The organism is Aestuariivivens sp. NBU2969 (assembly GCF_019931125.1).
Taxonomy (GTDB): Bacteria; Bacteroidota; Bacteroidia; order Flavobacteriales; family Flavobacteriaceae; genus Aestuariivivens; species Aestuariivivens marinum.
The window spans coordinates 20594-35022 of record NZ_JAIOUU010000026.1 but is presented as its reverse complement, the minus strand read 5'-3'; the positions used below and the strand labels follow the sequence as shown (position 1 = coordinate 35022).

Genomic DNA, 14429 nt, shown 5'->3' with positions numbered 1-14429 from the left:
AAAATATTTGGCACAATTCCATTATGAGAATGATTAATAAAAAACCTATATATTGGAATCAAATAAAACAGAACGTAACTTAATAACTCAAAATAATTAAATGAAATACTATCAATATATCGTCGTTCTGGCCCTATCTATAAGTGTTTTTTTATGCGGGGCACAAAATAAAATTTATGAGCCAACATGGGAGTCTTTAGATTCAAGACCAATACCAAGTTGGTTCGAGGATGCTAAGTTTGGGATATTTATCCATTGGGGACCTTATTCTGTACCAGCGTGGTCACCTAAAGGGACATACTCTGAGTGGTATCAGTATTGGATGCAAAGCAAATCCCTTTTTGGTAATGGCAACTTTAATGGCGATGAAGTAACGGCTTATCACAAACAAACCTATGGGCCCCATTTTAGTTATTATGAGTTTGGTGAGATGTTTAAAGCCGATTTGTTTAAGCCTGATGATTGGGCACAACTCTTTAAAAAAGCGGGAGCAAAATATATTGTATTAACTTCTAAACACCACGACGGATACACACTTTGGCCTAACGAACAGGCCAATGACAGGGGGTTTGCATGGAATAGTATGGATGTTGGGTCTAAAAGGGATTTAGTAGGAGAATTAACGGAAGCTGTTAAGAAAACCAATGTAAAAATGGGCTTATATTATTCACTTTATGAATGGTACCATCCGTGGTGGCAAAATGATAAGGAACGTTTTGTGGATGAACATTTTATTCCCCAAGTAAAAGATCTGGTAACTAAATACAATCCAGATGTATTATGGGCCGATGGTGAGTGGGATATGGAAGCTGATAAATGGAAATCTAAGGAACTTTTAGCTTGGCTGTTCAATGAATCCAATGTAAAAGATAGCATTGTTATTAATGACAGATGGGGAAAGGGCATTAGAAAACATCATGGAGGTTACTTTACCACAGAATATGAAGCGGAAACGCCCGAGTTTGATAAACCTTGGGAAGAATGTCGCGGTATGGGATTTTCATTTGGGTATAATCGCAATGAAGATGCACAGGACTATAATTCTCCTAAAGCGTTGGTGTTAACATTGGTAAATATTGTAAGTACGGGTGGGAATTTATTATTGGATATAGGACCTGATGCTAGAGGAAGAATACCTGTAATTATGCAAGAACGCTTATTGCAAATAGGAAGCTGGCTGGAAACCAATGGTGAAGCAATTTATGGAACACGACCATGGAACCATTCATTTCAATGGTCATTAAAAGGGAAAAAGAATTATATTCCTAAACAGCATTATTTGGGAGGAGATGTTATTTTAAAACAAACCGTTGATCCTGAGCCAGGTTATGCAGTAAAAGAGTTGTTCTTTACACAAAATAATAAAGCCTATTTTGTAATTATGCCTAAATGGAATTCAGAAATTACTATTAGGAATTATAAGCCTTCAAAGAATACCAAAATAACATTTTTGGCTACTGGGGAGACCTTATTGGGCAAACAAGCGGGTAAAGATTTTGTTATAACCCTTCCAGTGTATCAGCCTAATAGAATGAAAGAAACGGATAGCTATGCCTATACCATTAAAATAACAAAAAACTAAGTATTTATGAACAAGTTATATAGTTTATATATTGTATTAACAATATTTATTTCTTGTAAAACGGATAATGGTCTAGTACTACCAACAAGCAACACAATTGAAGTAACTGAAACTGATTCCAGAGATTCCATCATATTAAAGGCAGCTCATATAATTCCAACAAAAAATCAATACGAAGCGTTAAAAAATGAGTTTATAGCTTTTATCCATTTTGGACCTAATACTTTTACTAGAATGGAATGGGGCAACGGTATGGAAGACCCAAAAATTTTTGATTTAAAAACCTTGGATACCAATCAGTGGTGCCAGGTTATGAAAAATGCAGGAATGAAAATGGTTATTATCACAGTAAAGCATCACGATGGTTTTGTGCTTTGGCAGAGTCGGTATACCAAACATGGCATTATGTCGTCACCTTATAAAGAAGGTAAGGGAGATATTTTGAAAGAACTATCGGAGTCCTGTCAAAAACATGGTTTAAAATTAGGGGTTTACCTATCTCCCGCCGATCTATATCAAATTGAAAATGAAGAAGGACTATATGGTAATTTAAGCAAATATACAGACAGAACCATTCCAAGGGTTGTTGAAGGGCGTCCGTTTGAAAACAAAACCACTTTTAACTTTAATGTTGACGACTATAATGAGTATTTTTTAAATCAGTTGTTTGAGTTGCTTACTGAGTATGGTACCATCCATGAAGTTTGGTTTGATGGAGCTCATCCTAAACGTAAAGGCGGGCAAAAATATAATTATCTGGCCTGGAAAGAGCTAATAGCAACACTGGCTCCACAAGCCGTTATCTTTGGTAAGCAGGACATACGTTGGTGCGGTAACGAATCTGGAGCTACAAGGGATACTGAGTGGAATGTAATTCCTTATCAAAATAATCCTCATAAAATGAACAGTTTTGCAGATATTACAGAGGAGGATATAGCAAGCAGGAAAAAGCTTTACGAGGCTAAATTTTTGCATTACCAACAGGCGGAAACCGATACTTCTATTCGTGAAGGTTGGTTTTATAGGGACGAAGATAAACAGAAAGTACGCAGTGCAGACGATGTGTTTGATATTTATGAACGTTCTGTTGGCGGCAATTCAACCTTTTTATTAAATATTCCGCCCAACAGGCATGGTAAGTTTTCAGATGAAGATGTTCAAGTTTTAAGTGAAGTGGGCAAGCGCATTGAATCAACCTACACTACTAATTTGTTTGAAGGGGCAACAGGACCTGAAAAGGTTTTGGATGGAGATATTGAAAGTTATGAATTGCTAGATAATTCAAATGAAATTATTATTTCTACGAAGCAACCCGTCACCATTAACCGATTGATGCTTCAGGAAGCCATAACCACACATGGTGAACGCATTGAGGCACATGTGCTTGATGCATGGATAGATAATGCTTGGAAAGAAGTTGCTCATGCAACCAATGTAGGATATAAGCGCATCTTACGTTTTAAGGAGGTGACTTCCAACAAATTTAGAATTCGTGTTACGGCATCACGATTTGTTCCTGCAGTTTCAAATGTTTCAGCTCATTATTATAAAACGCGACCACCACAATTAACAATTTCCAGAGATATTTCAGGGGAACTCAATATTGCTCCTAAAAGGCATGAGTTTGGTTGGAAACCTCATGGCGAAGATGCTATAAGTAATTTGAACTTAGGTTTTGAAATCCGTTATACAACAGATGGCACCAAGCCAACAAAAATGTCTAAACGATTCAATGAACCTGAAATTATCGCTTCAACAGAAGTAAAAGCCGTTGCTTTTGATAAGGATGAACAAGGCAGTATAACATCACAGGTTTTTGGTATTTTAAAGATAAATTGGAAAAGTTTAGCAAGCGACAGTTTTATACCAGAACATATTGATACCAATGCATTTGACGAAGATCCAAATACCTATTGGCAATCTAAAGCAACAGGTTCTAAACATCATTTAAATATAGATTTAGGAGCTGTGAAAACAATTAGTGCCTTTTCGTATACGCCTCCAAAAAATAATTTTGATGGCATGATTGAACAAGGAGCTATATTAATCAGTGATGATGCTATAATATGGAAACCATTTGAAATTTTTGAGTTTGGGAATCTCATAAATGACCCAACCCCACGAACACACTATTTTAAGGAAGCCCTAACGACACGTTATGTTAGAATTGAGACTAAGACTATTGCAGGAGGCAAAAAAACAGCTGCTATCGCCGAGATTGATTTTTTTGAATAACTAAACAGTTAATTTCATGAAGTATTTTAAATACTGTATTTTTTTTATCCTAGGGTTGTTTTGGTATTTGACCCAGGCCCAAAATAATACTGATAACTTAAAACTTTATGACAATTTTAAATCGATTAGCCCCAATAATATTTTCAAAACAGAAGGATATTATAACTGGGGGACATCCATTATTAAAGGGATGGATGGCAAATATCATTTATTCTATTCTAGGTGGAAAAAAGAATATGGATTTACAGGTTGGTTAACACACTCAGAAATTGCCCATGCCACATCAAAAAGTCCATCAGGGCCATGGAAATATGCAGGGACTGCTTTAAAAGGTACACGAAATAACCGATGGGATGCCATCACCGCACATAATCCAAAAATTAAATATTTTGAAGGGAAATATTATTTGTATTACATCGCTACTAATTTAGGTGATAAAAGTTTTACAGAAGAAGAACTTATTGAAACCGCTCATGTTGGATATAGTCACCCCAATTGGAAAATTTTACGACCCAATCAACGTACTGGCGTGGCCGTTGCAAATTCAATAAATGGACCTTGGGAGCGCATTGACAACCCTTTAATAGAACCATCAGGACCTATAACAACCTTAACGGTTAACCCTGCTATTGATAAAGATAAAAAAGGTAATTATTATTTGGTGCTTAAAGGTGATAAACCTAATGAAACACGGTTTATTAGAAACCAAGCGGTAGCTGTTTCCAAATCACCGATAGGACCCTTTAAAATTCAGGAAAAACCCGTAATTGATTATATCGATACTGAAGATATGTCTGTTTGGTACGATGCTAATCGACAGCGATTTTATGGTGTGTTCCATGCACATAATTATATAGGTATGATAACATCAGTAGATGGTGTTAACTGGGAAAAGAGCAATGAGCATGTGCTTATGACGAAAAAGGTAAAAATGGACGATGGTTCCATATTGGTTCCGGATCGTTTGGAGCGTCCTTTTATTTATCATGAAAAAGGAGAACCTAAAGTACTTAGTTTGGCTGTTAAAAAGGGAGATGAATCGTATAGCATTTTTATTCCTATAGAAAAAGAAGTATTTCCCAAACCAAATAGCCGGCAATTAGCTTGGCAAGAGGCTGAAATAGGAGTAGTGTTTCATTATGATTTACATGTATTTGACGGCAAAAAGTATGCCCAGGGCCATAACAGGATTGATCCTATTACCAATTATCAGATATTTAACCCTAAACAATTAGATACAGATCAATGGGTTAAAGCAGCCAAAGATGCAGGGGCCAAGTTTGCCATCTTAACGGTAACACATGAGACAGGGTTTGCTTTATACCAATCTAAGGTAAACCCTTATTGCCTAAAAGCAGTAAATTGGCGTGATGGTAAAGGCGATATTGTAGCCGATTTTGTGGCTTCCTGTAGAAAGTATGGTATAAAGCCGGGCATCTATTTAGGCATTCGTTGGAATTCATTTATGGGCGTTCATGACTTTAAGGTTAACGGAGAAGGAGAGTTCAGGAGAAACCGTCAGAAATGGTATAACCAAATGGTTGAAGGGATGGTAAAGGAAATCTGTACCAATTATGGTGAGCTTTTTGAGATTTGGTTTGATGGAGGTGCCGATCATCCCAATAATGGAGCGCCTGATGTATTGCCCATAGTGAGACAATATCAACCAGACTGTTTGTTCTATCATAATGGTCAGTTGGCTGAAGCCCGTTGGGGCGGATCGGAATCTGGAACAGTAGGAGATCCCTGTTGGGCAACATTTCCATATAATGCTACTGGCGCTGGTGAAAGTGCAAAGAAGAATATAGCAGCCAATAATTTTCAGTTACTCAAAGAAGGTGATCCAAAAGGCAAATATTGGGTGCCGGCTATGGCCGATGCTCCTTTACGAGGTTACAATGGTCGCCATGAATGGTTTTGGGAACCAGCCGATGAAGCCCATATTTTCCCTTTGAAGAATTTAATGGATATGTATTACAAATCTGTTGGTAGAAATTCAACCCTTATCATGGGATTAACACCCAATCCGGATGGCTTATTGCCCGAGCCCGATGTTAAGCGATTAAAAGAATGGGGAGATGAGATTAAAAGGCGATTTGATACACCATTAGCTTCAACTTCTGGAACTGGGAATGTTGTATCTTTAAAATTTAAGAAGCCAACAAATATCAATCATATCATTATTCAGGAAACCATTAGTAAAGGAGAGCGAGTTCATGTTTATAAAATTGAAGCTTTTGTTAATGGAAAATGGCTGGTTATATGCGAAGGAGAAAGTATAGGCCACAAGCGCATTGAACGGTTTAAAACTGTTAAAACAAACCGAATTAGATTAAAAATAGTAACGGCCCTTAGAGAACCGCAAATAAAAAACTTAAGTGCTTTTTATGTTGAATAAAGTTAACCATGGTAAAATTGCATTGGTGTTTTTGCTGGCTCTTGTATTGACGGTTAGCGGATTTTCAAATAAAACACTAAGGATTTTAATTATAGGAGATTCCATTTCTATTGGTTACACCCCCTTTGTAAAGCAACGGTTAAATACAAAAGCCTTTGTAGAGCATAATCCCGGTAATGCACAACATACAGGCACAGGGTTAAAAAATATTGATAAGTGGATTGGTGAAGGACACTGGGATATCATTCAGTTTAATTGGGGCTTATGGGATTTGTGTTATAGGCATCCAGATTCTAAAGTTTATGGTAATAGGGATAAAACAAAAGGAACAGTAACCTTTTCGTTAGAAACATATGCTTCTAATTTAGATACAATCGTAAGAAAAATTAAAGAAAAATCGAGTGCCAAGTTAATATTTGTATCAACAAGCTATGTTCCGAAGGAAGAAGTAGGAAGACATGCTATTGATGCTAAAAAATACAATAAGGCTGCTAAAGCAGTTATGAAGAAGTACGGTGTGATGGTTATTGATATTTACAAAGCATCAAAAAAAATTCATAATAAGTATGGAATAGGAACACATGATGTACATTATACCAAACAAGGCTATGCAAAATTGGGTGAAATAATATCTGATGTTTTATTGAATCAAATAAAATCTTTTTAAAAATAATAATTAGGTATGCTGTGAATAAAGTAAATAATATCTGGGAGGTTTATTATTAATTCAAATGTTCATGGCAGGTGTTCAATTATTTAGCCCTAATAGTAATGTTATTGCTTTAGGGTTAAAAGAGGGCCTTTGGCAAACATTGTTTTAGTTATTTTATAAACCAAAATTTACAAACAAGATAAAATGTTAAAGAAGGGATTTTGACTAAAATAATAAGAATGTATAAAAGAAAATAGATCAGTTATGAATAAGTATATATTAATATTATTGTTGACTTGCTTCATATCTTGTCAAGATCAAAAGGAAGAACCAGCCAAACCCAACATACTCTTTCTGTTTACCGATGATCAAAGTTTTAAAGCCTTACATGCTTTGGGCAATAAGGAAATTATTACACCTGCTATGGATAGGTTGGTAAATGAGGGAACAACTTTTACCCATGCCTATAACATGGGTGGGTGGAATGGTGCTGTTTGTGTTGCTTCCAGGGCAATGCTAATTAGTGGACAATCTATATGGAATGCGCAAAAAATATCAGCTAATTATTCAAAGAATGATGATTTAGATAAAACGTGGCCTAGGTTAATGCAGACTAAGGGTTACGATACTTATATAACGGGTAAATGGCACGTTGAAGCAAAACCCGATTCGGTTTTTAATCATATAGGCCATGTGTTACGCGGTATGCCTTTTGATACACCAGAGGGGTATAATCGGCCCCAAAATGAAAACGATACACTTTGGAAACCTTGGAAGAAAGAATTTGGAGGTTATTGGAAAGGAGGAAAGCATTGGAGTGAACTTGTAAAGGATGATGCAGTGGCGTTTATAGATAGTGCAGCACAAAAGCAACAACCATTTTTTATGTATGTGGCCTTTAATGCCCCACATGACCCAAGGCAATCACCTAAAAAGTATGTCGATATGTATGCGTTGGATAGTATTGCTATTCCTGAAAGTTTTATGCCAGAACACCCCTATGCTGAAACTATGGGAGCTGACCAAAATTTAAGGGATGAAAAATTAGCACCTTTCCCAAGAACGGAATATGCCGTTAAAGTAAATAGACAGGAGTATTATGCCATAACAACACATTTGGACCATCAGATACGAGATATTTTAAATGCTTTGGAACAACGTGGTCTAAAAGACAACACTTACATTTTCTTTACATCAGACCACGGATTAGCTGTTGGAGAACATGGCCTCATGGGAAAACAAAGCATGTACGACCATAGTATAAGGGTACCACTTATAGTAGTTGGTCCTGATATTCCTAAGGGGAATAAAGTAAATACCGATGTATACTTACAAGATATTATGGCCTCGGCATTGGAGTTAGCGGGGGTTGAGAAGCCAGATTATATAACATTCAACAGCTTTTTGGATTTGGCTAAAGGTAAAACTGATCAAGGAAATTACAATGCCATTTATGGGACTTATGAAAAGCGTTCTCAACGCATGATTAGAAAGGGTAACTACAAATTAATCGTTTATCCAAGAACGCAGCAGGCATTGCTATATAACTTAGAAAAAGACCCATTGGAACTAAATAATTTAGCGTCAATCAAAGAAAATGCAAATACTTTAAAAGCACTTTTCAAAGATTTGTTGGCAATGCAAAGAGAAATGGGAGATCCATTAGACTTAACAAAAATGTATGATAAATTATAAAATGGATATTGACCATATTAACTTAAAACAGATAAGCCTATGGTTATTTTTTATTACCTGTCTAGGGTGCAAGGAAATAGACCATACCATTAAAATAGCTTGTATTGGAGATAGCATTACTTATGGTTATGGTGTGGCCAATCGTGAAAATAATAATTATCCCCAGCAATTACAAAACTTGTTGGGTGATGATTATGAAGTTAAAAATTTTGGAGTAAGTGGTAACACCCTTCTTAAAAAAGGCGATTATCCCTATTGGGCATCCGATAAGTATCAGGAAGCCTTAGCCTTTGTGCCAGATGTGGTTTATATAAAACTGGGGACAAACGATAGCAAAGTCCATAACAGGATTTATTTAGATACCGATTTTGAAAAAGATTACAAGAACCTTATAGAATCCTTTAAACAAAAGAATAAAAATGTACGTGTTGTATTATTGCTACCTGTACCTGCTTTTACTAAAGATTCCAGTTCTATATGGAACCCAGTTATTAAGGAACAAATTATTCCATTAACCCAAAAAGTAGCATTCGATACTCAAAGTGAAGTGTTGGATCTGTATCAGTTATTTATAGATGCACCCCAATTGCTTCCAGATACAGTCCATCCATCATCTTTGGGTGCTACACGTATGGCAAGACGAGTTTATGAAGATGTCACATTTAAATCCCAAGAAGAAACAAAACTGTTTAATGTTTCAAAGGGTCAAGATATAAAGCAAAGTAGTTTCCATGGTTTTGTGCAAAATGATTTTCTTTATAAGGGTACGTATTGTAAAGTTGTTGAACCAAAACGTGTAGCAGAAGGTAAACCTTGGGTAATACGGGCCCGATTTTGGGGGCATGAACCACAAACAGATATTGCCTTACTGGAACGAGGCTTTCATATTGCTTATTGCGATGTCGCTAATCTGTTTGGTAACTCTGAAGCAGTAAAAAGATGGAACGGCTTTTACGATTTTATGACAGAAAACGGCTTTTCAAAAAAAGTAGTGTTGGAAGGTATGAGTCGTGGCGGATTAATAGTCTACAATTGGGCAGTTGAAAATCCAGAAAAAGTAGCATGTGTTTATGCAGATGCCCCTGTATTGGACGGCGCAAGTTGGCCCGGAGGCATGGGAGAGGGAAAGGGCAGTCTTAGTGATTGGGAACGTTTTAGGGAAGCATATCATATTATTTCAGAAGATAAGCTTATTAACTTTAAAGAAAACCCAATACACTATGCAGAAGCCATTGCCAAAGCTGGATTTCCTATGATGCATGTTTGTGGAGAGGCGGATACCATTGTTCCTGTTGATGAAAACACACGACCATTTGAGGAAAAAATTACAGATGCAGGAGGCAATATTATTACCATTTATAAAGCAGGGGTGCAACACCATCCACACAGTTTGGAAAATCCAACACCCATAGTCGATTTCATATTAAGGGCTACCAATAGAAAAATAAATTTTGCAATAGTACCTTCACCTTCCTCCGAATACCGTTCTGGAGCCGGATGGAAACAAGGCAAAGGGTGGTGGTACCAAATGTCAGATATAGATTCGTTGTGTAGAATTACTAAAAATTTAGATATTTTACTTATAGGAAACTCCATTACCCAAGGCTGGGGCGGTGGCAGAACCTTAACGACTTATAATCCTGGTAAAGTAGCGTCAGAAATTCACTTTAAAGGCTTAAAATATATAAGTGGCGGTATTTCTGGCGATAGGACAGAACATGTGCTTTGGCGTTTGCAAAAAGGTAACTATAATGTTAACCAACCCAAATTGGTGACCCTGGCCATAGGAGTCAACAATTTTGCGTATAATAGTGCCAATGAAATTAGTGCTGGTATTATTAAAGTGGTCGAGTTGATGGAAACTACTTTTCCAGACTCTGAAATTTTATTTTTCGGTCTTTTACCAACAGGCTTGGATAAGCATTCAGATCGACGTAAAAAACATGATGCCATTCATGAGTCCATTAAACATTTAGGTGAAAAAAAAGCGGTTCATTATTACAATATGGTTAAGGTTTTTTCAGATGAAAATGGTAATTTAAACCCAGATTATTATAGCGGTGATGGAATACATTTGAAACCAGAGGGTTATTATGTTTGGGGAAATTTTATAAGAAAAAAATATAATGAATTAATAATAAAACCATGAGAATAGACGCACACCAACATTTTTGGATTTACGATCCGGTACGCGATGCCTGGATAGACGACTCTATGGCAGTCATCCGAAGGGATTTTTTGCCAAAAGATTTAGCCCCAATTTTAAAATCGAATAGCATAGATGGTTGTGTAGCCGTTCAGGCAGACCAAAGTGAAACAGAAACCAATTTTTTGCTTTCCTGTGCCGCACAAAATCCGTTTATAAAAGGCATTGTAGGATGGGTAGATTTAAGGTCAGAGAAGGTAGAAGATCGTTTAGCGTATTTTTCACAAAGTAAATCATTTAAAGGTGTACGGCACATTGTTCAGGCTGAAGCCAATGATTTTATGCTGGGCAAAGCCTTTCAAAATGGCATTTCAAAATTGGAGAAGTTTAATCTAACTTACGATATTTTGGTGTTTCCACCACAATTAAAAGCCACAATGATTTTGGTAAATAAATTTCCAAATCAAAAATTTGTGGTCGATCATATTGCCAAACCCTATATAAAAGATGGAAAAATAGATGATTGGCAAGCCGATATAAAAGAATTGGCTAAAGCAGATAATGTGTATTGCAAAGTTTCGGGCATGGTTACCGAAGCCGATTGGAAAGACTGGAAAACTTCAGATTTTAAGGCTTACATAGACGTTATTTTTGAGACCTTTGGTACAGACAGGGTACTTTATGGTTCAGATTGGCCCGTATGTTTGTTGGCTGCACAATACGAACAGCAATTAAATATTGTAAATGAATATGTAAAAAGTTTTTCAGTAGAAGAACAGTCAAAAATAATGGGACAAAATGCGGTGCGCTTTTATAACTTAAATTCTTAACACCTAAATTAAAGCACTTTGTTCTTTAGGGTCAAGTAAGCTTTGATTTTTTTTTAGCTCATCATTCCTGTCAAACAATCGAATATTTACCTTGATTTAAAATAATTAGAGGCATTGTCACCTCATTTTCAAAAGTGCAAAAGCTAATAAAGAAGGTGTTTTAAAAAGCATTATTTAACTATAGAATGAGACTAAAGTAAATATCAAGTGATGTTGTCATTGTTTTTGGAAAGTTTTTATAGCATAAAAAGTAAAATAAATGAACGCAAAAAATTGAGGATGTAATTTTAGGGGAATACTTATTGTTTAACGGTTAATCCCTTTTATTAGGTTAAAAGAATAGGTTTTTTAAATGTATTAACACAGTGCGCTTTAAGAACTGTATAATTTCAGAGGTCTGGGTTGACTTACTTTGGATAACAATTAGCGTTTAACTGATTTTTCTCATAGTGTATTGATACTTATAGTATTATATTTATTTTTCATCTAACACATCATCATGAAAAATAATATAAAAATATGGTATTGGACGCCCCGCATGCTTTGTATAATAGCCATTTTATTTATTAGCTTGTTTGCTTTGGATGCCTTTTCGCCCGGATTGTCGTTTTGGAAGCAAATTGGGGGGTTCTTAATTCATCTTATACCTTCATTTATTTTAATAGCCCTACTCATTTTAGCGTGGAAAAAAGAATTCATTGGGGGTATAGTATTTATGATAATAGGTTTAGGTTTAAGCCCTGTGGTGTTTTCACATAATTATAGAATGAACCATTCTATTTTTATGAGTTTGGGCATTATTCTTACCATTACCATTCCTTTCGCTATCGTTGGAGTCCTTTTTATTATGAGTCATTTCAAGAGAAAAAGATTAATGAAACATCGAAGTATAGAAAAATGAATACTCAATTTCAATTTGTATTTCTTTTAAGCATGGTTCTTTTGGGGTGTGCTTCTATTGCAAAACCTAATGAGGAAAAAGTAAAACACAGGTCGGATCATAAATTTATACAAGACATTGGCAATAATAAATCTACCCTTAATACTAATGAAGGGAATTCGGTGGTTCCAGAAACCAATGCGTATTGGGTATTACATCCAACAGACACCTTAGGACAAACGGTTAAAGAGAATAAGAGACTTCAAATTACTTCACGAAATATCAATAATAAGGAACACCGAATGATTTCTTATACGGAGCCTAAAAGCCCTGTTGCCATTAGGATTGTAGAAAATTATCTAAATAGTAAAAACAAGGAACCGGGAGGCCATTGCCTTATAGTAAGTAAAACTCGTTTTGAAAAAGCGTATAAGGATGTTTATGGACATTCGGTGTATGAAGACCTACCCGGTAGTATAGCAACACCTTACTATACGCCGAAAGAGGTATTCGATTTTCTTTATTTTTCTGCTTCAGGCACCCATATAGGGTGGCAAACCTTACCTATTGAATATCGAGGCAGAGGCAATGCCGGGGCCATTGCCTATGCCGGTATGGGTGCACTGGTTGATAGTTTGGGAATATGGCAAGGAAAACTCAACCCGGGAGCCATGTTGCAAGTGTGGAGATACCGATTGGATTATGAAATGGTTGTAAATGGCACAAGCGATAAAGATTTTGATCCCTATGGACACTCCTTCATTTTCATGGGCTATGTACGTGATGAAAAAAATAAAATTATTGGCTTACGAATAGCCGACCAGGGATTTCAGAGTTATAGACCGCTAAACCCTAATGATTATGAGGTATGGTGGGGGGTCAACCTTAGTATTTAAAAGTATTAGAACCCTTAGACCCAGAAAATTTTAACATTCTTGATGAAATTTGTCTTCAATTTGTGCGTTTGTGACACTGAAGACAAAATTCAATTATTAAAAAGGATGATATTATTATTTTCTCTGTTATTTCTTTTTGGCCCCAATAACCAATGCCCACCTACAGTAGGATTAGCTATGGAACACAGTATCGTTAAAGAAAGGGCTAAGACTCTCTTTAAAGCCAAATCATTAGCTGCCAAAACCGATCCGGATGCAACCTATGCTTCTGCCAAGGCAGATATTCATGAGCTTCGGAAAAATTTAAACGAAAGATATAAAAAGGGTGACATTTCTTTTGACCAGATAAAAATTGAATTTACCAATCATTTAGTAGATAGGATTATTCCATATTGGTATGGTACTCCATGGAGTTTTGGGGGCCATACAGCTGTACCTAATCAAGGTGAGATTGCCTGCGGGTATTTTATTTCTACAACGTTACGCGATATGGGGATAAAACTAAACCGCTATAAATTAGCTCAAAAATCACCTATTGACGAGGCCAAGGTTATCAGTTGTGGATTGACCATTCATAGCATAGATCAAGATAGTGACACAAAAGCATTTGTGAATATTGATCGACTGACAACCGAGGGACTCTACTTTATTGGTTTTGACAAGGGGCATGTTGGTTATCTTCTTAAACGTCAGGGACAATTGTTTCTGATACACTCTAACTACCTTTCACCGGGATTGGTTTGCATGGAACCTCTAGAAGCTTCTCGGGTTTTTAAAAGTTTTTCAAAATTCCATATTGTTGCTATATCAAATAATGATCTCCTCTTACAGCACTGGCTTAATAGTGACATCATACTGTAAATAGATACTTCAAAACAGTTTTCAGGAGCTAACAACCGAGCTAATCTAGGACCGAATAAAGGCATGTGCATGCATCCCAAATTTCATGTGCAGTGAATTAAGAAAGCATAAGCGTGAATTAAGGAAAACTTATGAAAGACACAAATATTTTTTCCGCATGTTTTTAAGCTCTGTAAATACTTATGTTTAAATTGTTAAAATGGAATTATCAAAAAATAGTGGTCAAAACACCCTACACTAATAGCTCTTAGTAC

The 14429-nt window shown here is 36.1% G+C and carries 10 protein-coding genes; all 10 read left to right on the top strand.

Annotation, left to right across the window (positions count from 1 at the left end; genetic code table 11):
* Nucleotides 1-100 precede the first annotated feature (100 nt).
* The 10 genes from K7G79_RS13510 (at nucleotide 101) to K7G79_RS13465 (ending at nucleotide 14175) form a co-directional block, all read left to right on the top strand.
* Entirely contained in the window at nucleotides 101-1582 is a 1482-nt protein-coding gene (locus K7G79_RS13510) for an alpha-L-fucosidase (RefSeq protein ID WP_223552131.1), read from the top strand.
* 6 nt (nucleotides 1583-1588) lie between these two features.
* The gene (locus tag K7G79_RS13505; RefSeq protein WP_223552130.1) at nucleotides 1589-3817 is read left to right on the top strand and encodes an alpha-L-fucosidase; all 2229 of its coding nucleotides are present in this window, start codon (nucleotides 1589-1591) and stop codon (nucleotides 3815-3817) included.
* A gap of 16 nt (nucleotides 3818-3833) precedes the next feature.
* Nucleotides 3834-6215, top strand: coding sequence for an alpha-L-fucosidase (locus tag K7G79_RS13500; protein ID WP_223552129.1), 2382 nt, complete (start codon nucleotides 3834-3836; stop codon nucleotides 6213-6215).
* Nucleotides 6205-6882 carry an SGNH/GDSL hydrolase family protein gene (locus K7G79_RS13495; RefSeq protein ID WP_223552128.1) on the top strand — a complete coding sequence of 226 codons (678 nt, stop codon included), beginning with the start codon at nucleotides 6205-6207 and terminating at the stop codon, nucleotides 6880-6882. Before K7G79_RS13500 ends, K7G79_RS13495 begins: the two co-directional genes overlap by 11 nt.
* Before the next feature lie 249 nt (nucleotides 6883-7131).
* The gene (locus K7G79_RS13490; RefSeq protein WP_223552127.1) at nucleotides 7132-8562 is read left to right on the top strand and encodes a sulfatase-like hydrolase/transferase; all 1431 of its coding nucleotides are present in this window, start codon (nucleotides 7132-7134) and stop codon (nucleotides 8560-8562) included.
* Complete coding sequence (locus K7G79_RS13485; RefSeq protein WP_223552126.1) at nucleotides 8549-10711, top strand: GDSL-type esterase/lipase family protein; 2163 nt, start codon at nucleotides 8549-8551, stop codon at nucleotides 10709-10711. The genes K7G79_RS13490 and K7G79_RS13485 overlap by 14 nt, the downstream gene beginning before the upstream one ends.
* On the top strand, nucleotides 10708-11538 hold the full coding sequence (locus tag K7G79_RS13480; protein ID WP_223552125.1) for an amidohydrolase: 831 nt from the start codon (nucleotides 10708-10710) through the stop codon (nucleotides 11536-11538). Before K7G79_RS13485 ends, K7G79_RS13480 begins: the two co-directional genes overlap by 4 nt.
* 499 nt (nucleotides 11539-12037) lie before the next feature.
* Complete coding sequence (locus K7G79_RS13475; protein WP_223552124.1) at nucleotides 12038-12439, top strand: hypothetical protein; 402 nt, start codon at nucleotides 12038-12040, stop codon at nucleotides 12437-12439.
* Nucleotides 12436-13314 carry a hypothetical protein gene (locus tag K7G79_RS13470; RefSeq protein ID WP_223552123.1) on the top strand — a complete coding sequence of 293 codons (879 nt, stop codon included), beginning with the start codon at nucleotides 12436-12438 and terminating at the stop codon, nucleotides 13312-13314. Before K7G79_RS13475 ends, K7G79_RS13470 begins: the two co-directional genes overlap by 4 nt.
* A 42-nt stretch (nucleotides 13315-13356) precedes the next feature.
* Complete coding sequence (locus tag K7G79_RS13465; RefSeq protein ID WP_223552122.1) at nucleotides 13357-14175, top strand: hypothetical protein; 819 nt, start codon at nucleotides 13357-13359, stop codon at nucleotides 14173-14175.
* Nucleotides 14176-14429 lie beyond the last annotated feature (254 nt).

Excerpts from the sequence above, each read along its gene's own strand:
- K7G79_RS13490 (WP_223552127.1), top strand. The coding sequence starts at position 7,132 with ATGAATAAGTATATATTAATATTATTGTTGACTTGCTTCATATCTTGT.
- K7G79_RS13465 (WP_223552122.1), top strand. The coding sequence starts at position 13,357 with ATGAAATTTGTCTTCAATTTGTGCGTTTGTGACACTGAAGACAAAATT.
- K7G79_RS13485 (WP_223552126.1), top strand. The coding sequence starts at position 8,549 with ATGATAAATTATAAAATGGATATTGACCATATTAACTTAAAACAGATA.
- K7G79_RS13500 (WP_223552129.1), top strand. The coding sequence starts at position 3,834 with ATGAAGTATTTTAAATACTGTATTTTTTTTATCCTAGGGTTGTTTTGG.
- K7G79_RS13470 (WP_223552123.1), top strand. The coding sequence starts at position 12,436 with ATGAATACTCAATTTCAATTTGTATTTCTTTTAAGCATGGTTCTTTTG.
- K7G79_RS13495 (WP_223552128.1), top strand. The coding sequence starts at position 6,205 with ATGTTGAATAAAGTTAACCATGGTAAAATTGCATTGGTGTTTTTGCTG.
- K7G79_RS13510 (WP_223552131.1), top strand. The coding sequence starts at position 101 with ATGAAATACTATCAATATATCGTCGTTCTGGCCCTATCTATAAGTGTT.
- K7G79_RS13475 (WP_223552124.1), top strand. The coding sequence starts at position 12,038 with ATGAAAAATAATATAAAAATATGGTATTGGACGCCCCGCATGCTTTGT.
- K7G79_RS13505 (WP_223552130.1), top strand. The coding sequence starts at position 1,589 with ATGAACAAGTTATATAGTTTATATATTGTATTAACAATATTTATTTCT.
- K7G79_RS13480 (WP_223552125.1), top strand. The coding sequence starts at position 10,708 with ATGAGAATAGACGCACACCAACATTTTTGGATTTACGATCCGGTACGC.